Source organism: Pseudomonas sp. PDNC002, assembly GCF_016919445.1.
Lineage (GTDB): Bacteria > Pseudomonadota > Gammaproteobacteria > Pseudomonadales > Pseudomonadaceae > Pseudomonas.
Genome location: NZ_CP070356.1, coordinates 5,948,905 through 5,968,770, shown reverse-complemented (window position 1 = coordinate 5,968,770; position 19,866 = coordinate 5,948,905). Strand labels below are relative to the sequence as shown.

At 65.2% G+C, this 19,866-nt stretch carries 17 protein-coding genes; 8 read left to right on the top strand and 9 right to left on the bottom strand.

What is annotated here, in order from left to right:
• Positions 1-7: 7 nt before the first annotated feature.
• Positions 8-961 carry an aldo/keto reductase gene (locus JVX91_RS27000; RefSeq protein WP_205337101.1) on the bottom strand — a complete coding sequence of 318 codons (954 nt, stop codon included), beginning with the start codon at positions 959-961 and terminating at the stop codon, positions 8-10.
• 296 nt (positions 962-1,257) lie between these two features.
• Between JVX91_RS27000 and JVX91_RS26995 the strand changes: the two genes are divergently transcribed.
• Positions 1,258-1,590, top strand: a complete 333-nt coding sequence (locus JVX91_RS26995) for a DUF5629 family protein (RefSeq protein WP_205337100.1) — start codon at positions 1,258-1,260, stop codon at positions 1,588-1,590.
• A 42-nt stretch (positions 1,591-1,632) separates the two neighbouring features.
• Here the strand turns inward: JVX91_RS26995 and JVX91_RS26990 are convergent, their stop codons facing one another.
• The 4 genes from JVX91_RS26990 to leuA form a co-directional block, all read right to left on the bottom strand.
• Entirely contained in the window at positions 1,633-2,871 is a 1,239-nt protein-coding gene (locus JVX91_RS26990; RefSeq protein ID WP_205337099.1) for an OprD family porin, read from the bottom strand.
• Positions 2,872-2,951: 80 nt separating this feature from the next.
• Positions 2,952-4,328 (bottom strand): MFS transporter, encoded by a 1,377-nt coding sequence (locus JVX91_RS26985; protein WP_205337098.1) that lies wholly within the window; start codon positions 4,326-4,328, stop codon positions 2,952-2,954.
• Positions 4,329-4,600: 272 nt separating this feature from the next.
• Positions 4,601-5,077, bottom strand: coding sequence for a hypothetical protein (locus tag JVX91_RS26980; protein WP_205337097.1), 477 nt, complete (start codon positions 5,075-5,077; stop codon positions 4,601-4,603).
• A gap of 82 nt (positions 5,078-5,159) precedes the next feature.
• Positions 5,160-6,830, bottom strand: coding sequence for a 2-isopropylmalate synthase (gene leuA / locus JVX91_RS26975; protein ID WP_205337096.1), 1,671 nt, complete (start codon positions 6,828-6,830; stop codon positions 5,160-5,162).
• 401 nt (positions 6,831-7,231) lie between these two features.
• Here leuA and JVX91_RS26970 point away from each other — a divergent pair, with 401 nt between their 5' ends.
• The 5 genes from JVX91_RS26970 to JVX91_RS26950 all read left to right on the top strand — a co-directional run bounded on the left by JVX91_RS26970 (position 7,232) and on the right by JVX91_RS26950 (position 12,476).
• A complete protein-coding gene (locus JVX91_RS26970) occupies positions 7,232-7,690 on the top strand; it encodes a DUF2946 domain-containing protein (protein WP_205337095.1) in 459 nt (152 codons plus the stop codon).
• A 105-nt stretch (positions 7,691-7,795) separates the two neighbouring features.
• Positions 7,796-9,892 carry a TonB-dependent copper receptor gene (locus JVX91_RS26965; RefSeq protein ID WP_205337094.1) on the top strand — a complete coding sequence of 699 codons (2,097 nt, stop codon included), beginning with the start codon at positions 7,796-7,798 and terminating at the stop codon, positions 9,890-9,892.
• A gap of 53 nt (positions 9,893-9,945) precedes the next feature.
• Positions 9,946-11,316, top strand: coding sequence for a PepSY domain-containing protein (locus tag JVX91_RS26960; RefSeq protein ID WP_205337093.1), 1,371 nt, complete (start codon positions 9,946-9,948; stop codon positions 11,314-11,316).
• Between the two features lie 129 nt (positions 11,317-11,445).
• The gene (locus JVX91_RS26955) at positions 11,446-11,934 is read left to right on the top strand and encodes a copper chaperone PCu(A)C (RefSeq protein ID WP_205337092.1); all 489 of its coding nucleotides are present in this window, start codon (positions 11,446-11,448) and stop codon (positions 11,932-11,934) included.
• Complete coding sequence (locus JVX91_RS26950) at positions 11,934-12,476, top strand: GNAT family N-acetyltransferase (RefSeq protein WP_205337091.1); 543 nt, start codon at positions 11,934-11,936, stop codon at positions 12,474-12,476. Before JVX91_RS26955 ends, JVX91_RS26950 begins: the two co-directional genes overlap by 1 nt.
• On the opposite strand, the gene JVX91_RS26945 is transcribed toward JVX91_RS26950, so the two are convergent.
• From JVX91_RS26945 to xseA, 4 genes are all read right to left on the bottom strand, one after another.
• Positions 12,457-12,846: a DUF2809 domain-containing protein gene (locus tag JVX91_RS26945; protein WP_205337090.1), complete on the bottom strand. Its 390-nt coding sequence runs from the start codon at positions 12,844-12,846 to the stop codon at positions 12,457-12,459. The genes JVX91_RS26950 and JVX91_RS26945 overlap by 20 nt on opposite strands.
• Positions 12,846-13,682 carry a M23 family metallopeptidase gene (locus tag JVX91_RS26940; RefSeq protein ID WP_205337089.1) on the bottom strand — a complete coding sequence of 279 codons (837 nt, stop codon included), beginning with the start codon at positions 13,680-13,682 and terminating at the stop codon, positions 12,846-12,848. The genes JVX91_RS26945 and JVX91_RS26940 overlap by 1 nt, the downstream gene beginning before the upstream one ends.
• A 394-nt stretch (positions 13,683-14,076) precedes the next feature.
• On the bottom strand, positions 14,077-14,832 hold the full coding sequence (locus tag JVX91_RS26935) for a M15 family metallopeptidase (protein ID WP_205337088.1): 756 nt from the start codon (positions 14,830-14,832) through the stop codon (positions 14,077-14,079).
• 6 nt (positions 14,833-14,838) lie between these two features.
• Positions 14,839-16,218: an exodeoxyribonuclease VII large subunit gene (xseA, locus tag JVX91_RS26930; RefSeq protein WP_205337087.1), complete on the bottom strand. Its 1,380-nt coding sequence runs from the start codon at positions 16,216-16,218 to the stop codon at positions 14,839-14,841.
• A gap of 148 nt (positions 16,219-16,366) precedes the next feature.
• Between xseA and guaB the strand changes: the two genes are divergently transcribed.
• Both guaB and guaA read left to right on the top strand, forming a co-directional pair.
• Positions 16,367-17,836: an IMP dehydrogenase gene (gene guaB, locus JVX91_RS26925; RefSeq protein WP_205337086.1), complete on the top strand. Its 1,470-nt coding sequence runs from the start codon at positions 16,367-16,369 to the stop codon at positions 17,834-17,836.
• A gap of 81 nt (positions 17,837-17,917) precedes the next feature.
• Positions 17,918-19,495 carry a glutamine-hydrolyzing GMP synthase gene (gene guaA, locus JVX91_RS26920; protein WP_205337085.1) on the top strand — a complete coding sequence of 526 codons (1,578 nt, stop codon included), beginning with the start codon at positions 17,918-17,920 and terminating at the stop codon, positions 19,493-19,495.
• Positions 19,496-19,866: the final 371 nt, after the last annotated feature.

Below are 19,866 nucleotides of genomic sequence, written 5' to 3'. Positions count from 1 at the left end.
GCAGGTATCAGTAGGCGCTGGCGGCATCCAGGCGCCGGGTGGCCTCGTCACCCAGGGTGAGCTGCGTGGCTGCGATCAGGTCGGGCAGTTGCTCCAGCTTCGAGGCGCTGGCGATCGGTGCGGTGATGCTCGGCCGCGCCATCAGCCAGGCCAGGGCGACCTGGGTCGGGGTTGCCTTCAGTTCGCCGGCCACTTCCTCCAGCGCATCGAGAATCGCGAAGCCGCGCTCGTTCATGAAGTTCTTCACCTTGTAGCCGCGCACGCTGCTCTTGCCCAGGTCCGCTTCGCTACGGTACTTGCCGGTGAGGAAGCCCGCCGCCAGCGAATAGAAACTGATGACGCCCAGACCCAGCTGCTGCACCGTGGGTTCCAGGTTGGTCTCGTAGTTGGCGCGGTCGTAGAGGTTGTAGTTGGGCTGCAGGCTCTGGTAACTGGGCAGCTTCAGACGGTCGCACACCTCGCGGGCCTCGCGCAGGCGCTTGGCGTCGAGGTTCGAAGCGCCGATCACCCGTACCTTGCCGGTCTCGATCGCTTCGGCGAAGGCGCCCATGGTTTCCTCCATCGAGGTGTGCGGGTCATCGCAGTGCGACTGGTAGAGGTCGATGTAATCGGTCTGCAGGCGTTTGAGCGAGCGGCCCAGGGCCTGCTCGATGTACACCGCCGACAGGCCCTTGTGGCCGTTGCCCATGTCCATGCCGGCCTTGGTGGCGATCAGCACCTGGTTGCGCTTGCCGGTCTTCTTCAGCCATTTGCCGATGAGGGTTTCCGACTCGCCACCCTCGTGGCCGGGAACCCAGCGCGAGTAGACGTCGGCGGTATCGATGCAGTTGAGGCCGGCATCGAGCAGAGCGTCCAGCAGGCGGAAGGAGGTCGCTTCGTCGGCGGACCAGCCGAACACATTGCCGCCGAAGACCAGCGCGGGAATCTTCAGGCCCGATAGTCCGAGTTCGCGTGTGCGCATCTGCTTTTACTCCCGGTAGCGTGCGAAAACCCTCAGTGTAGACTCCGCCTCTGCCCGCGCCGGGCGGAATCACCGGCAGCCGCAACCCAGCTGGTCTATGATGGCGGCCAGCCCAATTGCCGAGTGCCGAACATGACCACGACTCCCTGTTCGCGTGTGCGCATCTGCTTTTACTCCCGGTAGCGTGCGAAAACCCTCAGTGTAGACTCCGCCTCTGCCCGCGCCGGGCGGAATCACCGGCAGCCGCAACCCAGCTGGTCTATGATGGCGGCCAGCCCAATTGCCGAGTGCCGAACATGACCACGACTCCCTACCTGCTGGACCAGCTGGAAACCGCCGACATGCTATTGATCGACGGCCTCCACGCCTGGCAGTTCGAGCTCAACGAGGCATTGCTGGACCAGGCCGACGCCGCCGCCCATGCGGACAAGCCCTTCGCCAGTGAAGACGTGGTGCTGCAGATCGAGTCCATCGATGGTCGCGATCGCCGCGAATGGCACTTCAGCTACAACCAGGTGATGGAGGCCAGCTACCAGCCCGAGGACCAGAGCTGGCTGCTGCAGGCTGGTGAGCAGCAGCATCGACTGTGCTGCCTGGGCGCGGTCGCCGCGAGTGGCGACGACGAGTGAATGACGAAGGCCCCGCAAGGGGCCTTCTTCGTTTCAGGGCAGTCAGAATGCCAGCGGATAGCTTGTGATGAAGCGCACCTCGTCGTAGTCGCTGGCATAGCTGCTGCGGACGGTGGAGGTTCGCATGAGGAAGGACAGCGTCTTCAGCGGCCCGCTCTGGACGGTATAGCCGATGTCGGTATCGCGCTCGTACTCATGCCCGTCGCTCTTGCCCGGCCGCGCGATGTCGGTGCCCTTGGTGTAGCGCGTCATCAGCGTCAGGCCCGGCAGTCCGAGGCTGGCGAAGTCGTAGTCGTAACGCAGCTGGTAGGAGCGCTCCTGCGCCCAGAAGAACCCGCCGTTGGTGACCCAGTTGACCAGGTAGGGCTGCGGCGTGTTGCCCAGCAACATGGGGAACATGTCCTCGCCGAGCATGCGCTGGTAGGTGGCCGACAGCATATGTCCGCCATGCTTCACGCCCAGGCGCGCACCGTAGGCGCGGTTGTCGATGCGCCCGGACAGTGCCTGCCCGGACTCCTCATTGTGGAAGTAGCTCAGGGTGCCGAGCAGCGCGGTGTTTTCGCCGACCGGCTGCTTGAAGTTGGCGCCGACATAGTGCTGGTCGTAGATGTCCTCGAGCTGGGCGAAGTAGTAGCTGGTGGACAGCGCCGGCGTCCATTGCGCGTCGACACCGCCCAGGTTCAGCTTGTTGCTGTCCTGGCTGGCGGGGTGGGTCGCCAGGTAGAACGACTCGCGGTCGCTGGAGGCGCGGGTGCTGGTGTTCCACAGTTGCGCGGCGGTGAACTTGAAGCGGTCCAGCTCCTTCGACTCCAGCATCACGCCTTGGAAGGTCTGCGGCAGCACGCGCACGTCGTCCTGGACGATCACCGGCAGGCGCGGCTCCAGCAGGCCGACCTTCAGCGTGGTCTTCGAATAGCGCAGCTTGAGCGTGGCGCCGCCACGGCTGAAGTCATCCACCGGCTCGCCGGTCGTACGGTCATAGGGCAGGTTGCTGTCGTTGCTGGTGCCGGCGCCGCCGTCGAGCTTCAGGGCGTAGAACCCGGTGAAGTCCACGCCGACACCGATGGTGCCTTCGGTAAAGCCCGAGCTGAAGCGTGCCAGCACGGCCTGGGACCAACTGCCGGCCTGGGATTGCGGGGCGTTGTCCTGGCGGTAGTCGCGCAGCATGTAGAAGTTGCGCAGGGTGGTATCCAGGCGGCTGTCGTCGATCAGGTCGGCCTGGGCGCAGAGGGGCAACAGCGCGCTGGCGACCAGCGCACCGGCAAAGCGATTACGGAACATCGTCATCTCCTGGGCACCGCTCGCCGAGCGCGGGGCGACATGTCGGCGAGCGGGCGTACGTCGTATCGAGGCGGGCGCGATCAGTTCGCGGCGGCGGCGTTGCTGTTCAGCGTTGCGGCGGTGTCGGGCTGGGCCGTTTGCTCCTGGCCCAGGCTACGGCGGAAGTGCTTGCGCCCGTTGCCCAGCAGCCACAGGCAGAGCAGCCCGGCCAGGGTGACGATGATGCCGATGGAGGAGCCGACGGCCTTCGGGTCCTTGAAGTAATGGTCGGTCAGCAGGGCCACCAGGGTGGTGCCGACGCCCAGGCCAATCAGGTTGGAGACCAGCAGGAACAGCGCCGAGACCTGCGCGCGCAGGCGGTTGGGTGTGAGCACCTGCATGGCGGCCGCCGAGGTGGAGATGCAGAAGGCGCAGAAGAACATCGCCGGGCCCATGAACAGCACCGACAGTGTCAGATCGCCGGCCAGTACCGCACCGATGACGAAGGGAATCGTGCAGGCGGCGCCGAGCATGCCGCTGATCAGCGCGGCGTCGCTGCGCCCGCGCTTCTGCAGCACATCCACCAGCCAGCCGGCGCAGAACACGCCGGCGGTGTTGAGCACCAGCAGGATGCCGCCGAGGATGTAGCCCACCTCCAGCGGCGTCAGGCCGTACTGGCGGATGTACATGGCTGGCGCCCAGCCCATCAGCGCGTACTGGCACATGGCGAAGAAGGAGAAGCCCAGGTAGTGGCAGGTGAAGGTGGCACGGTGGCGGCGCAGGAAGCGCAGGCCGTCACGGACCGTCGCCTTCTTCTCCGAGTCGGCCAGCTTGCGTGCCGGGTCGCGGATGGTCAGGGCGATCAGCAAGGCCACCAGCACGCCGGGCAGGCCGACGATGAAGAACGCGATTTGCCAGGAACGCACCTGGCCCAGCCAGCCCAGGTCGATGGCCGGCACGTCGCGCAGCGCCTCGATCACGTAGCCGCCGACCAGGAAGGCCAGGCCGCCGCCGAGGAAGGCGCCCATGGAGTACAGCCCCAGTGCGCGGCCGAGTTTCTCCCTGGGGAACAGGTCGGCGAGCATCGAGTAGGTCGCCGGAGTCAGCGCGGCCTCGCCGACGCCCACGCTCATGCGCGCCAGGAACATCTGCAGGAAGTTCTTCGACAGCCCGCACGCGGCGGTGGCGATGCTCCAGAAGGCCACGCCGATGGCGATGATCCTGACCCGCGAGGAGCGGTCGGCCAGGTAGGCGATGGGCAGGCCCATGAAGGCATAGAACAGCGAGAAGGCCAGCCCGCTGAGCAGGCTGAACTGGGTGTCGCTGATCTGCAGGTCGGCTTTGATCGGCTCGATCATCAGCGAGAGGATCTGCCGGTCAACGAAGGAGAAGATGTACGCCACCATGCACAGCACGACGACATACCAGGAATAACGGGAAGCACGGACGGATTGCGGGTGGGGAGATTGCGGGTTCACGGTTACTGGCTCCTGAAGCGGGTGAAGGCAGATGGCCAAGCACGTCGAGCTCGTTGTTGTTGTAGGTAACCGGGCGCCTCTGTACGCAAGGCAGGGGCGGCCGAAAGTGTCTGATTGCGTGACACGGATTTTTGTTTGCCTGCCGCTTTCACGGCAGTGCACGCAAGACTAGGGAAGGGAAGAGCGAGGAGTAATCGGGGCGAGTACCAGCGTTGCGGAGACTTCCCCCTAGGGGACTAGGGGGAATCTTTAGGTGATGTGCAAAGGGTGGTTCAGATCAGCCCGAACAGGGCCAGGACAAAGGCACCGCCGAAGATCACGGCTATGACGGCGAGCGAGAAGAGCAGGCTAACGCCAAAGGCGCGCCAATTGGACGCCACGGTGCCGCCGGCGGCGAGATGCGCCTCCAGCGTCGGTCCGATCAGTTGCTTGGCATGATGTTGCATGCCGGCTGCAAACATGAGGTTGATGGGGGTAAAGGACGTTTTCCCCGGCAGTATCAATGCCAGCACGTTGACGGCGAGGAACAGGCCGATGCCAAGGGTCCAGGCCTTACGAACGAGGTCATGACGCCCCAGGCGCTCAAAACTCCTGGCCATGACCCAGGCGCCGGCCAAGGGCGTTCCGAAGAATCCAGCGATGCCAATGGCGGCCAGGCGGAAGGGCGGCTTCTCTGCCGCGGCGGGAGCTTGCAGCAGGAGAGCGGCGGGAGGCTGGAATGGGAGATTGTTGCTGTCGACAGGCGTCATGTTTTCACTCCATTGAAAACAGCCCCGGACGCACGAAGCGTCCGGGGCAAAGGGACTTCCTGTTGAACAGCGTAGGCCAGATTTACGCGGCTTTCGCGTGGCCCAGCGTCACGGCGCGGTTCAGGGCGCTGAACAGCGCACGGAAGCTCGCGGTGGTGATGTTTTCATCGATGCCGATGCCGTGCAGCGAACGACCACCCTCGACACGCAGTTCGATATAGGCGGCCGCGCGGGCATTGGTGCCGGCGCCGATGGCGTGCTCGTTGTAGTCCATGATCTCGACGTCCACCGGCAGCGAGGCGACCAGGGCTTCCAGGGTGCCCTTGCCCTTGCCGTGCCAGCGGTGCTGCTCGCCCTTGTGGGTCACGTCGATGTCGATGGCGCAGACACCGTTCTCTTCCTGCAGACGATAGTTCTTCAGGCCGAACGGGGACACGGCTTGCAGGTACTCGGTCTGCAGCAGGGTGTAGATCTGCTCGGCGGTCATCTCCAGGCCCAGGCGATCGGTCTCGTTCTGCACGACCTGGCTGAACTCGATCTGCATGCGGCGCGGCAGGCTGATGCCGTATTCCTGTTCGAGCAGGAAGGTGATGCCGCCCTTGCCGGACTGGCTGTTCACACGGATCACGGCCTCGTAGCTGCGGCCGATGTCCGCCGGGTCGATCGGCAGGTACGGTACTTCCCACAGGGCGTCGTCTTTCTGCTGGGCGAAGCCCTTGCGGATGGCGTCCTGGTGGGAGCCGGAGAAGGCGGTGTGGACCAGGTCACCGACGTACGGGTGACGCGGGTGCACCGGAATCTGGTTGCACTCTTCCACCACCTTGCGCACGGCGTCGATGTCGGAGAAGTCCAGCTCGGGGTCGATGCCCTGGGTGTACATGTTCAGCGCCATGGTCACCAGGCACAGGTTGCCGGTGCGCTCGCCGTTACCGAACAGGCAGCCTTCGACGCGGTCGGCGCCGGCCATCAGGGCCAGTTCCGAAGCGGCCACGCCGGTGCCACGGTCGTTGTGGGTGTGCAGGCTGATCAGCACGCTGTCGCGCTTGTTGATCTGGCGGCCGAACCACTCGATCTGGTCGGCGTAGTTGTTCGGCGTGGCGCACTCGATGGTGGCGGGCAGGTTGAGGATCAGGCGGTTGGCCGGGGTCGGCTGGAACACGTCGATCACCGCGTTGCACACCTCGACGGCGAAGTCGGTCTCGGTGGAGCTGAACACTTCTGGCGAGTACTCGAAGCCCCACTGGGTTTCCGGCGCGGCGGCGGCCAGGCGCTTGATGGTCTTGCCGGCGTCGATGGCGATCTGCTTGACGCCATTCTTGTCCTGGTTGAAGACGATCTTGCGGAAGCTTGGCGCGCAGGCGTTGTAGTAGTGGACGATGGCCTTCTTCGCGCCTTTCAGGGACTCGAAGGTGCGCTCGATGAGATCGTCGCGGGCCTGGGTCAGCACCTGGATAGTGACGTCATCGGGAATGTGGCCGTTCTCGATCAGCTCACGCACGAAGTCGAAGTCGGTCTGCGAGGCGGACGGGAAGCCCACTTCGATTTCCTTCAGGCCGACCTGCACCAGGCACTTGAAGAAGCGCATCTTCTTCTCGGCATCCATCGGCTCGATCAGGGACTGGTTACCGTCGCGCAGGTCGGTGGACAGCCAGATCGGCGCCTTGTCGATGATCTTGTCCGGCCAGGTGCGGTCGGGCAGGGTGATCTGGGTGAAGGCGCGGTATTTCTTCGACGGGTCTTTCAACATGCTCATGAGCGGAATCCTTGTTCTCTGCGGCCTGCGGGCCAGCGCAAAAAAAATCGAATCGAGGCGAAACCGGGGGAGGGGGGCTCAGCTACGCAGTCGCGGGCTGACCAGGCGCAGGCAGGCGTGTTGGCGAAGCAGGATGAGGGTGTGTGCGGTTTTCATGAGTGCCACGCTAATGGCCTGGGAGGCCGATGGCAAGCATTTGGGAAAATTTGGTAGAAAAAGTCTCCAATGTTTTCATGGTGATCATTAATTGCCGGAATAATTGATTTTTAGCAATTTTTTCCATCGCTTAATACTGTGCTTAACTGATTCTGCGTCCACTTGCCGCAGCGGAGCTTTGTAACTCCGTGCGATCATTGCGCACCCCCGCCGCAGGTGGGGCATACCCTGCTCAAGGACATTTCGTGACCCGTCGCATTCGACAAGGCGTAGGCACCTGGCTGGCGTTGTTCGCCATGCTGATGATCTATGTCGGCCCGCTGGTTTCCCAGTCGATGCCGATGGATCACGCCATGCCCATGGATCACGTCATGCCGATGGAGCATGGCAAGGCCATGGACCATGGTGCGGCGATCGCCGCCATGGACGAAATGGCCTGTTCGGATGGGCACCGGGCTACTGCACAACACGCGGCACCGACTTCCCACGGCGAGCAACCGCTCACTGCCGACGCCTTCATGGAGAAGTGCGGCTACTGCAGCCTGCTGATCCACAGCCCGCCGCTGACACCGCCGCCGGTCCTGCTCGATCACAGCCTGCCTGCCGTCGGCGCGCCGGGCGTCCAGTTCGTCTCCTCTCGTATTCCCGCCTCGCCGGTCTTCCCCGGCGCACGCTCGCGCGCACCTCCTGCCCTGATCGGCTGACCCGCAATCCCGACTCCCCGACCCCGGCGCGGATGCCTGCATTCGCTTGCGCGCCGTGCGAGTACGCGTGGAGCGGGCGTCATCACCGATCATGGAATTAATGGAATGTCCCGCATGCAAATGCGCCGTCGGCAACGTGCCGTCGGCTTGCGCGCCCTGTGCGCGCTGACCGCCCTTGGCGGTTTCACTGCCGCCCCGGCGATGGCCGAAGAGGAAGATCACTCTTCGCATGTCACCGAACTGTCGCCCAGCGTCATCACTGCTGTGGCGCAGAGTTCACCGCTGACCATCGTCACCGACCCCAAGCAGCCGCGCCAACCGATCCCCGCCAGCGACGGTGCCGATTACCTCAAGACCATCCCCGGCTTCTCCGCCATCCGCAACGGCGGCACCAACGGTGACCCGGTGCTGCGCGGCATGTTCGGCTCGCGCCTGAACATCCTCACCAACGGCACCACCATGCTCGGCGCCTGCCCGGCGCGGATGGACGCGCCGACTTCCTATATCTCGCCGGAAACCTACGACAAGCTCACCGTGGTGAAAGGCCCGGAAACCGTAATCTGGGGCCCAGGCGCCTCGGCCGGCACCATCCGCTTCGACCGCGAGCCGGAACGCTTCGGTGAGTTGGGAACCCGCGTCAATGGCAGCATCGTTGCCGGCTCCAACGGTCGCTTCGACCGTGTGCTGGACGCCGCTGCCGGCGGACCGCTGGGCTACGTGCGCGTCACCGGCAACAAATCCCAGTCCGACGACTATGAAGACGGCAGCGGCAACACCGTGCCGTCGCGCTGGAACAAGTGGAACGGCGACGTGGCCGTGGGCTGGACGCCGGACGCCGATACCCTGGTCGAGCTCACCGCCGGCAAGGGCGATGGTGAAGCGCGTTACGCCGGACGCGGCATGGACGGCTCGCAGTTCAAGCGCGAGAGCCTCGGCCTGCGCTTCGAGAAGTCCAACATCGGCGAAGTGCTCGACAAGCTGGAGGCGCAGGTCTACTACAACTACGCCGACCATGTGATGGACAACTACAGCCTGCGCACGCCCTCGGGCATGGGCATGATGGCCGGCCCCATGGCTTCCAACGTCGACCGCCGGACCCTCGGCGGGCGCCTGGCCGCCACCTGGCGCTGGGACGATTTCAAGCTGATCACCGGCGTCGATGCCCAGACCAACGAGCACCGCGAGCGTAGCGGCATGGGCATCGGCACCTACGACGAAGTGCCGTGGGACAAGGACGCGGTCTTCCACAACTATGGCGCCTTCGGTGAGCTGACCTGGTACGCCGCCGACCGCGACCGCGTGATCACCGGTGCGCGCCTGGACCGCGCCTCGGTCAAGGATTATCGGCAGAGCACCGGCTCGGGGATGATGGTGATGCCCAACCCCACCGCCGACGACACCCGCGCCGACACGCTGCCCAGCGGCTTCGCGCGCTACGAGCACGACCTGGCCGACACGCCGACCACGCTCTATGTCGGCCTTGGCCACGTGCAGCGCTTCCCCGACTACTGGGAGCTGTTCTCCCCGGACAAGGGACCGACCGGCTCGGTCAACGCCTTCGACAGCATCAAGCCGGAGAAAACCACCCAGCTGGACTTCGGCGCGCAGTACGAGGACGAGAAGCTCAAGGCCTGGGCGTCCGGCTATGTCGGCGTGATCCGCGACTACATCCTGTTCGACTACATGCCCGGCGGCATGATGGGCCGCACCTCCCAGGCGCGGAACGTCGATGCACGGATCATGGGTGGCGAACTGGGCGCGGCCTACGCGTTGACCAGCAACTGGACGGCCGACGGCACCCTGGCCTACGCCTGGGGCAAGAACACCACCGACGATACTGCGCTGCCGCAGATGCCGCCGCTGGAGGCGCGTTTCGGCCTGAGCTACGAGGAAGGCGACTGGAGCGCCGGCGGTCTCTGGCGCGTGGTCGCGCACCAGGGACGCATCGCCGAGAACCAGGGCAACGTGGTCGGCTACGACTTCGACGAAAGCCCCGGCTTCGCGGTGTTCTCGCTCAACGGCGCGTACAAGCTGAGCAAGAACCTCAAGGTCAGCACCGGCGTCGACAACCTGTTTGACAAGGACTACGCCGAGCACCTGAACCTGGCGGGCAACGCCGGCTTCGGCTACCCGGCCAACGACCCCGAATCGATCCACGAGCCGGGACGTACGTTCTGGACCAAAGTGGACTTCTCGTTCTAATGCCCGACCGGCCCCCGCTGGTCGGGGGCCTCCTTGCGTGAGGAGATCAACGAATGCAGAAGAAGACATTCGATTTCTACAACCTGGCCTGGCGCTGGCACTTCTATGCCGGGCTGTTCGTCGCGCCGTTCATGATCCTGCTGTCGCTGACCGGGATCATCTACCTGTTCAAGCCGCAGCTCGACCCGCTGATGTACAGCGACCTGCTGCAGGTGACGCCGGCTGAGGTGTGGCTGTCCGCCGACGAGCAACTGATGCACCTGCATCACCAGAACCCGCAGCTGCAGGTCAGCCAGTATTTGCCGGCACCGGCCGCTGACCGTAGCGCACAGTTCGTCGCCCAGCTCGATGGGCGCGAGGTGAATGCCTTCGTCGATCCTTACAGCGGCAAGCTGCTCGGCGTGCAGGACGCGAAGTCCAATCTGCAGGCCATGGCCCGTGCGCTGCACGGCGAGCTGATGATTGGCACTGTTGGCGACCGACTGATCGAGCTGGCCGCCGGCTGGGGCATCGTATTGGTGGTCTCCGGCTTGTACCTGTGGTGGCCGCGCAAGCGCTCTCTGCGCGTGCTGCTCTGGCCGGACCTGTCGCGCCGCGGCCGTGCGCTGTGGCGCGATGTGCACATGGTGGTCGGTTTCTGGGGCTCGCTGCTGATGCTGTTCATGCTGCTCACCGGCATGACCTGGACCGGCTTCTGGGGCAAATCCTTCGCCGATGTCTGGAACCGCTTCCCGGTGGCCATGTGGAACGACGTGCCCAAATCGGACCTGGAGGCGCGCACGCTCAACGAGGCGCACCGCCAGACCATTCCCTGGGCGATGGAAAACACCCCGATGCCGATGTCCGGCGGCGCCCACGCCGAACACATGGCCCATGGTTCCGGCGGCATGGCGATGCCGCAGATCAGCTTGCAGCAGGTGGTCGATACCGCCGACAAGGCCGGCGTGGTGCCGGGCTATGCCATTGCGCTACCCAAGGGCGAGCAGGGCGTGTTCACCGTCTCGGTGTTCGCCGACGACTCGCGCAACGACGCCACCCTGCACATCGATCAGTACACCGGCAAGGTGCTCGCCGACGTGCGCTGGAAGGACTACGGGCTGGTGGCCAAGGGTGTCGAATCCGGCGTGATGCTGCATGAAGGCAAGATGTTCGGCCTGTTCAACCAACTGCTCATGCTCGGCGTCTGCCTGATGATCCTGCTCAGCGCCGTCAGCGGCCTGTGGATCTGGTGGAAGCGCCGTCCGCAGGGTCGCCTCGGCGTGCCGCCGATGCCGCACGCGCTGCCGGTATGGAAGGGCGGGGTGGCGCTCATGATCATCCTCGGTGTCGCCTTCCCGCTGGTGGGCGCGTCGCTGCTGCTGGTGTGGGCGCTGGACTGGGCGGTGTTGTCGCGCCTCAAGTCGCGCAGCCCTGCGCTGGGTTGATGCGTGCGCTGTTTCACCCTGACGCCTGCCGCGAGGCAGGCTATGCTGCGGCGCGATCATTGCGCCCGCGACCCGATGTTTTTCCGCCCTCACGGCGGATCTGATCACAAGCCAACTGGAGTCTCGAACATGCGTAAAACCCTGCTCGCTTTCGCTGTCCTGCTGGGCTTCTCCGGCGCCGCCATGGCCCACGAATACGAGGCCGGCAACCTGCACATCGACCACCCCTGGTCGCTGCTGCTGCCGGCCAACTCGGTGAACGGCGCGGCCTACTTCATCGTGCAGAACCACGGCAAGGACGCGGACCGCCTGCTCGGCGCCGACACCGACCGCGCCGCCAGCGCCGAAATCCACCAGCACGTGGAGAAGGACGGCATGATGAAGATGCAGAAGGTCGAGGGCGTGGATATTCCTGCCGGCGGCAAGGTCGTCTTCGCGCCCGGCCAGTACCACCTGATGCTGTTCGGCCTGAAGAAGCCGCTCACCGATGGCGAGCGCTTCCCGTTGACCCTGCATTTCCAGAAGGCCGGTGATGTGAAGGTCGAGGTCGCGGTGCAGAAGGAAGCGCCGAAGGGCACCGACATGGGCCATGACATGCACGGCATGAAGATGAACTGATGAGCGACCGGCTCCTGCGCCCACTGGTGTGGGCGCAAGACGGCGAGTGGCTGCTGGGTTTCGACGGCAGCTACTCGAGCGACTCGATCCTGCGCATCGAGAGCGCCGCCGATGGTTTCATCCTGCGCGAGGAGCGCCTGCCCGAGGCGCAGACCAAGCGCTATCCGTTCGCCGACCTGAAGGACGACGTGACGGCGGCCGACTGGACCGCCGTGGTCGTTGACGAAGAGGGTGAGCGCCTGGGCTTTGCCATCGCCCGCTACGAAATCTGGAATCGTCGCGCCGTGTTGGACGACCTGTTCGTCCTTCCCGAAGCGCGCGGGTTGGGCGTAGGCAAGCAACTGCTGGAAGGCTGCCTGGACTGGGCTCGCGGCACCGAAGCACGTCACCTGTGGCTGGAAACCCAGAACCTCAACCTGCCGGCGGTAGGCTTCTACCGCTCCCGCGGCTTCTCCCTCAGCGGACTTTCCACCGACCTCTACGACCCGGCGCAGGTACTGCCCGGGGAGATGGCGCTGTTCTTCAGTTACCCGCTGGCCTGAGGGCCAGGCGCGTCTGCCGCACCGCGAGAATCAGCGCGAAGCCGATGCAGTAGGCCAGCACATCCAGCCAGTCCGGTGTGGCGCCCAGCACGATGCGCAGTGCGCGGTTGCCGATCTGCCAGTGGAAGGTCGCGGCGAGGAACTGGCCGAACTCGATCAGCAGCCCGCAGGCCAGCGCGGCTCCGGCCAGCCATCGCGCGGGTGCATCCAGCGCCGCGCGCAGCAGGCAGTACAGCCAGATCACCGCCAGCACGTCGCCGCCGAAACCGCGCAGCCAGCCGAGATTCGCGCCGGCCGTAGCCAGCCAGACCAGCACGGCGAACCAGAGCAGCGCGAACAGCGCACTGCGTCCATCGAAACGAAGTCGCATCAGGGCTTGAACGCGCCGATGAAGATCGCCGGATCGACGCGGGCGTCGTTCAGGCTGACGTTCCAGTGCATATGCGGCCCGGTGGCGCGGCCGGTGGCACCGACGCGGCCAACTACGCCGCCGCGCGGGAGCTGGTCGCCGAGCTTCACGTCGATCTTCGACATGTGGCAGAACATGCTGATGAAGCCCTGGCCGTGGTCGACGAACACCGTGTTGCCGTTGAAGAAGTAGTTGCCGATCAGGATCACCTTGCCGGCGGCCGGTGTCTTGATTGGCGTGCCGGCGGGCACGGCGAAGTCGAGACCCGAGTGCGGGTTGCGTTCCTCGCCGTTGAAGAAGCGGCGCAGGCCGAAGGGGCTGGAGAGCGGACCGTTGACCGGTTTGTCCAGCACCAGATTGCTTGGCGTGCCGGGGCTGAAGCTGCGGTAGGCGGCGGTCTGCTCGGCCAACTCGCGGTTGATGCGCTTGAGGTCCTCGGGCAGCGGGTTCACCTGGCGGGTGTTCTTCAGGGTGATGCGCTGCTCTTTATAGTGCTTGGCGCCGACGGTGAAGCCGAAGCTGCGGCTGGCGCCGGCCTGCTTCACGGCGATCTGCTGGTTGCCGGCCTTGGTGGTCAGCGGGATGCCGACGATGGCGATCCAGTCGCGGCCTTCTTCGCGCACCACCAGTACCGGTTTTCCCTGATAGGTGGCAGTGGGCACGGCGGCATCCCGGCCCAGTTGCACCACGGCGACACCGCCGGGCACCGGCTTGTTCAGCGTGCGGCTGATGAAACCTTCGGCATGGGCGGGCAGGGCGAGGAGGGTGGCGGCGAGCAGGCAGAAGAGTCGGAACATATCGCAATCCGTGGACGTGTCGGCGGATGAAGCGGGCAGTCTACACGGGGCGATTCGGCGAGCGGGGCGATTTCGTCGAAAGCGGAACGTCGTGGCACGGCGCTTTTTTGTAGGAGCGAGGGGGGCGCCCAGCCCTTGCTCGCGAACTCACCCCGCAGCGAAGCCGTTCGCGAGCCAGCTCGCTCCTACAGCCCCCTGATGTTTCTGTGCGTGGCTCCTTTAGGGGGAGCTTGCTCGCGATGGAGGCGGTGCGATTCGGCCCGCTTCCTGACGGCACCCAGTTCGACCTGTAGGAGCGGACCTTGTCCGCGAAGGGACTCAACTCGCACTGGGCAGTTCAGGGCGCGCCGGATGGACTTCGCGGACAAGGTCCGCTCCTACGAAGGCCCAAGCGCTAGCGGCGTAGGTTTTCCAACTGCTGGCGCCACAGCTGTTCCAACGGCAGCACCTGCGCTGGGCCATAGATAGCGTGTGGCTTGCCCAGGTGCGCGGCCCACAGCTGGTCGCCGTAGTCGTAGTGCCACCATTCGCTGGACAGGTTGCTGAACCCCGCCGCGCTCATGGCGTTGAACAGAATCCGACGATTGTCGCGGATGCGCCGCTGTTGTTCGTCCGGCGCGGAGATGTCTTCGTAATGGCGGGTATAGGAACGCGGCGTGGCCTCGTCGAACAGGCTGCCCATGTCCAGCCAGCGGCCTTCGCTGTCGCACAGGGTCAGGTCGATCGCGCCGCCGGTGAGGTGCGGGCTGGGCGATTCGGCGCGGGTACTGGGCGGGGCGACGAACTCGCGGGTGCGCCGGGTCAGCTCGACCGGATCGGCGTCCGGTTTGTGCTGGCGAAGGATGTCATAGAGGGTGTCATACAGGTGCTGCTGCACCGCAAAGGGCCGCCAGGCATCGAGGATGACCAGACGCAGGCTGTCGGGCAGCAGGCTGGCGGCCTGCAACAGGCGCTCGAAGACTTCGGTGCGCGCATAGCACTCCGGTTGCGCGTTGGGCACGCCGAGGCGGTGATAGGCCGGCCACACCGCGAAACCCGTGGCGATGCCCATGGCCTGCAGCGGCTGGTTGCACTCGACGATGGGCACGCGGAAGGCCTCGGCCCAGTCCGGATCGGTTTGCGGCAGGATCGGTGCGAGCAGGTCGGTCATCGGTTCTCAGTCCAGCAGCGACAGGGTGACGGGCGCCTGGTGGTTGTCTTCCACCCGCACTTCCAGCTCGCCATCGCCCAGCTTGGCCTTGAGGCGTTGGCCGTTCTTCGTCTGCGCGGCGCTGCGGATCGCCTGCCCCTTGTCGTCCAGCAGGATGCTGTAGCCCCGGCCGAGGGTCGCCAGCGGGCTGACGATGTGCAGCGTCTGCATCAGGCCGTCCAGGCGCTGGCGCTGTTCACGCAGGATCGCGTTGGTAGCGCGTGGCAGGCGGGCGCTGAGGTTGTCCAGGCGCTGGCGCAGCAGGGCCAGGTTGCGGCCGGGGTGCTGGGCGGCAAGGCGAGTATCCAGGCGCGCCACACGCTCCTGGCGGATCTGCAGCTGGCGCTCGAAGGCGCGGCGCAGGCGCATGTCCAGGTCGTCCAGGCGCTGGGACTGCTGGCGCAGGCGCTCGCCGGGATGGCGCAGGCGTCGGGCGGTGCCTTCCAGGCGCAGACGTTCGCGGGTCAGACGGTCCTGGATACGCAGGATCAGTCGGCGGCGCAGGCTGTCCAGGCGCTGCTGCAGGTCGCCGCTGTGGGGAGCCAGCAGCTCGGCGGCGGCCGATGGTGTGGGGGCGCGCACGTCGGCGACGAAATCGCTGATGGACACGTCGGTCTCATGGCCCACGGCGCTGACGATGGGCGTCACGCAGGCGGCGATGGCGCGGGCCACCGGTTCCTCGTTGAAGCACCAGAGGTCTTCCAGCGAGCCGCCGCCACGGGCCAGGATCAGCGCGTCGAAGCCCTGCGCATCGGCCAGCTTGAGCGCGCGGACGATCTGCCCGATGGCTTCGCGGCCCTGCACGGCGGTGGGGATCAGGGTCAGCTCGACCTGCGGCGCGCGGCGGCGGAACACGCTGATGATGTCGCGGATCACCGCGCCGGTGGGCGAGCTGACGATGCCGATGCGCCGGGGATGAGCCGGCAGCTCGCGCTTGCGCTCGGTGGCGAACAGGCCTTCGGCGGCGAGTTTCTCTTTCAGCGCCTCGAAAGCCAGGCGTAGAGCGCCATCGCCGGCGGGTTCGACGGTGTCGGCGATCAGTTGGTAGTCGCCGCGCCCTTCGAACAGCGAGACCTTGCCGCGCACCCGCACGGCCAGGCCATCACGCAGGGCCTGGCGCACGCGCAGGGCGTTCTGGCGGAACAGCGCGCAACGCACCTGGGCGTTGCTGTCCTTCAGGGTGAAATACATGTGGCCAGACGCGGGTTTGGCGAGGTTGGAAATCTCGCCCTCGACCCAGACCTGCGGGAACACGTCCTCCAGCAGGTGGCGGGCGCGCTGGTTGAGCTGGCTGACGGTCAGAACCTCGCGGTCGAGGCCCAGCCGTTGGAAGGGATCTTTCTGCATGGCGAAGGATGATAAGCGGGCCCGTGGACAGGGGCCAGCGCGTAAGGTGGAGAAAGGCTTTATTCAGATCGTCTGGTTACGTTGAGCCGCAGCCCCCAGCTGGGATATAATGCCGCGCTTCCATTTTTCCCGATCGGGAGCCCCCGCCATGCTGCGCATCAGCCAAGAAGCCCTCACTTTCGACGACGTCCTCCTGATTCCGGGTTATTCGGAAGTTCTACCCAAGGACGTGAGCCTGAAAACTCGCCTGACCCGAGGCATCGAGCTGAACATCCCGCTGGTGTCCGCCGCGATGGATACCGTGACCGAAGCCCGCCTGGCCATTGCCATGGCGCAGGAAGGCGGCATCGGCATCATCCACAAGAACATGAGCATCGAGCAGCAGGCCGCCGAGGTCCGCAAGGTCAAGAAGCACGAGACCGCCATCGTTCGCGACCCGGTCACCGTGACCCCGTCGACCAAGATCATCGAGCTGCTGCAGATCGCCCGCGAGTACGGCTTCTCCGGCTTCCCGGTGGTGGAAGAGGGCGAACTGGTCGGTATCGTCACCGGCCGCGACCTGCGCGTGAAGCCGAACATCGGCGATAGCGTGGCCGCGATCATGACCCCGAAGGACAAGCTGGTCACTGCCCGCGAAAACACCCCGCTGGAAGAGATCAAGGCGGCGCTCTACGAGAACCGCATCGAGAAGATGCTGATCGTCGACGAGAACTTCTACCTCACTGGCCTCGTGACCTTCCGCGATATCGAAAAAGCCAAGACCTACCCGCTGGCGTCCAAGGATGACCTGGGTCGCCTGCGCGTCGGCGCAGCCGTCGGCACCGGCGCAGACACCGGCGAGCGCGTTGCCGCACTGGTTGCCGCTGGCGTTGACGTCGTCGTGGTGGACACCGCCCACGGTCACTCCAAGGGCGTGATCGACCGCGTCCGCTGGGTCAAGGAAACCTTCCCGCAAGTGCAGGTCATCGGCGGCAACATCGCCACCGGCGAAGCTGCCAAGGCACTGGCTGACGCCGGCGCCGACGCCGTGAAAGTCGGCATCGGCCCAGGCTCCATCTGCACCACCCGTATCGTCGCGGGTGTCGGCGTGCCGCAGATTTCCGCCATCGCCAACGTCGCCGCTGCCCTGGAAGGCACCGGCGTTCCGCTGATCGCCGACGGCGGCATCCGCTTCTCCGGCGACCTGGCCAAAGCCATGGTGGCTGGCGCCTACTGCGTGATGATGGGGTCGATGTTCGCCGGTACCGAAGAAGCGCCGGGCGAGATCGAGCTGTTCCAGGGCCGTTCCTACAAGTCCTACCGTGGCATGGGTTCCCTGGGCGCCATGGCCGGTTCCACCGGTTCCTCCGACCGCTACTTCCAGGACGCCTCCGCCGGCGCCGAGAAGCTGGTGCCGGAAGGCATCGAAGGCCGAGTGCCCTATAAAGGCCAACTGACCGCCATCGTCCACCAGCTGATGGGTGGCCTGCGTGCCGCCATGGGCTACACCGGCAGCGCCGATATCCAGGACATGCGCACCAAGCCGCAGTTCGTGCGCATCACCGGTGCCGGCATGGCCGAGTCCCACGTCCACGATGTCCAGATCACCAAGGAAGCCCCGAACTACCGCGTAGGTTAAGGGTTTCAGGTTAATGAGTCGGACACGGGGCTGCTTGATACAGCCCCGTGTCGTTTAAGAATTTCGCTACGAGAGATGGCCATGTCCCAAGACATTCACGCTCACCGGATCCTGATCCTCGACTTCGGCTCCCAGTACACCCAGCTGATCGCCCGCCGCGTTCGCGAGATCGGCGTGTATTGCGAGATCCATCCGTTCGACATGAGCGACGACGAGGTTCGCGCCTTCGCCCCGCGCGGCGTCATCCTGGCCGGCGGCCCGGAGTCGGTGCACGAAGCCAACAGCCCGCGCGCGCCCAAGGCCGTGTTCGACCTCAAGGTGCCGCTGTTCGGCATCTGCTACGGCATGCAGACCATGGCCGAGCAGATGGGCGGCAAGGTGCTGGGTTCGGACCTGCGCGAGTTCGGCTACGCCCGCGTCGATGTGGTCGGCAAGGCCCGCCTGCTCGATGGCATCGAAGACCACGTGGATGAAGACGGTGTGTTCGGCCTCGACGTATGGATGAGCCACGGCGACAAGGTCACCGAGATTCCCGAAGGTTTCCACATCCTGGCCAGCACCCCGAGCTGCCCGATCGCCGCCATGGCGGACGATGCCCGCGGCTACTACGGCGTGCAGTTCCACCCGGAAGTGACCCACACCAAGCAGGGCGGTCGCATTCTCTCGCGCTTCGTGCTGGACATCTGCGGCTGCGAAGCTCTGTGGACTCCGTCCAACATCGTCAACGACGCCATCGCCACCGTGCGTGCCCAGGTCGGCAACTCCAAAGTGCTGCTGGGCCTGTCCGGCGGCGTGGATTCCTCGGTGGTCGCAGCCCTGCTGCACAAGGCCATCGGCGACCAGCTGACCTGCGTGTTCGTCGACAACGGCCTGCTGCGCCTGCACGAGGGAGACCAAGTGATGGCCATGTTCGCCGAGAACATGGGCGTCAAGGTGATCCGCGCCAACGCCGAAGAGAAGTTCCTTGGCCGTCTGGCCGGCGTCAGTGACCCGGAGCAGAAGCGCAAGATCATTGGCGGCAGCTTCATCGAAGTCTTCGATGAGGAAGCCACTAAGCTGAAGGACGTGAAGTTCCTCGCCCAGGGCACCATTTACCCCGACGTGATCGAGTCGGCCGGCGCCAAGACCGGCAAGGCCCACGTGATCAAGTCGCACCACAACGTCGGCGGCCTGCCCGAAGACATGCAGTTCGAATTGGTCGAACCGCTGCGCGAGCTGTTCAAGGACGAAGTCCGCAAGATCGGCCTGGAGCTCGGCCTGCCCTACGACATGGTCTACCGCCACCCGTTCCCGGGCCCGGGCCTGGGTGTGCGCATCCTCGGCGAAGTGAAGAAGGAATACGCCGACCTGCTGCGTCGCGCGGACCACATCTTCATCGAAGAGCTGCGCAACTTTGACTGGTACCACAAGACCAGCCAGGCCTTCGTGGTGTTCCAGCCGGTGAAATCCGTCGGCGTGGTCGGTGATGGCCGTCGCTACGCCTGGGTCGTTGCCCTGCGTGCCGTGGAAACCATCGACTTCATGACCGCTCGCTGGGCGCACCTGCCGTACGAGCTGCTGGAGAAGGTCTCGAACCGCATCATCAACGAGATCGAAGGCATTTCCCGCGTCACCTACGACGTGTCGAGCAAGCCGCCGGCAACCATCGAGTGGGAATGATCGGAGACGTCTAAAAACCTGCTTCGATCTGCTGCGCGTCGGCCGTAGGGCGTTGGAAAGCGTCCTCAGATGCTCATTTACAGCTGTAAACTCCGCTGTTCGGGCACTTTCCGCCTACTACGGCTCTAGCTCGCGAGATCGAAGTCAGGTTTTAACGTTTCCTTAACGAGGAAGGCGGCAATCTCGCCGCTTTCTTCGACAGGCGAGGGCGGGATACCCGTCCTTGACCTGGCGCATGAGAGGCATTCGCGCCTTCATGCACAGTTCTCCTGTTTGCAGTGCAGCCGGCCGCAAGAGCCTGGCGCCGGGCGCGAACGCGCCAACCTCCGTGAAAGCCGATGGGGTCGCAAGTCCCTTGTTTGAGGAGTCTG

What these genes read in the sequence shown, in the direction of transcription:
- JVX91_RS26935 (WP_205337088.1), bottom strand. Translation starts at nt 14,832, where the DNA reads ATGACCGACCTGCTCGCACCGATCCTGCCGCAAACCGATCCGGACTGG.
- JVX91_RS26950 (WP_205337091.1), top strand. Translation starts at nt 11,934, where the DNA reads ATGAGCGACCGGCTCCTGCGCCCACTGGTGTGGGCGCAAGACGGCGAG.
- JVX91_RS26990 (WP_205337099.1), bottom strand. Translation starts at nt 2,871, where the DNA reads ATGTTCCGTAATCGCTTTGCCGGTGCGCTGGTCGCCAGCGCGCTGTTG.
- leuA (WP_205337096.1), bottom strand. Translation starts at nt 6,830, where the DNA reads ATGAGCATGTTGAAAGACCCGTCGAAGAAATACCGCGCCTTCACCCAG.
- guaA (WP_205337085.1), top strand. Translation starts at nt 17,918, where the DNA reads ATGTCCCAAGACATTCACGCTCACCGGATCCTGATCCTCGACTTCGGC.
- xseA (WP_205337087.1), bottom strand. Translation starts at nt 16,218, where the DNA reads ATGCAGAAAGATCCCTTCCAACGGCTGGGCCTCGACCGCGAGGTTCTG.
- JVX91_RS26995 (WP_205337100.1), top strand. Translation starts at nt 1,258, where the DNA reads ATGACCACGACTCCCTACCTGCTGGACCAGCTGGAAACCGCCGACATG.
- JVX91_RS26945 (WP_205337090.1), bottom strand. Translation starts at nt 12,846, where the DNA reads ATGCGACTTCGTTTCGATGGACGCAGTGCGCTGTTCGCGCTGCTCTGG.
- JVX91_RS26980 (WP_205337097.1), bottom strand. Translation starts at nt 5,077, where the DNA reads ATGACGCCTGTCGACAGCAACAATCTCCCATTCCAGCCTCCCGCCGCT.
- JVX91_RS26960 (WP_205337093.1), top strand. Translation starts at nt 9,946, where the DNA reads ATGCAGAAGAAGACATTCGATTTCTACAACCTGGCCTGGCGCTGGCAC.
- guaB (WP_205337086.1), top strand. Translation starts at nt 16,367, where the DNA reads ATGCTGCGCATCAGCCAAGAAGCCCTCACTTTCGACGACGTCCTCCTG.
- JVX91_RS26940 (WP_205337089.1), bottom strand. Translation starts at nt 13,682, where the DNA reads ATGTTCCGACTCTTCTGCCTGCTCGCCGCCACCCTCCTCGCCCTGCCC.
- JVX91_RS27000 (WP_205337101.1), bottom strand. Translation starts at nt 961, where the DNA reads ATGCGCACACGCGAACTCGGACTATCGGGCCTGAAGATTCCCGCGCTG.
- JVX91_RS26955 (WP_205337092.1), top strand. Translation starts at nt 11,446, where the DNA reads ATGCGTAAAACCCTGCTCGCTTTCGCTGTCCTGCTGGGCTTCTCCGGC.
- JVX91_RS26965 (WP_205337094.1), top strand. Translation starts at nt 7,796, where the DNA reads ATGTCCCGCATGCAAATGCGCCGTCGGCAACGTGCCGTCGGCTTGCGC.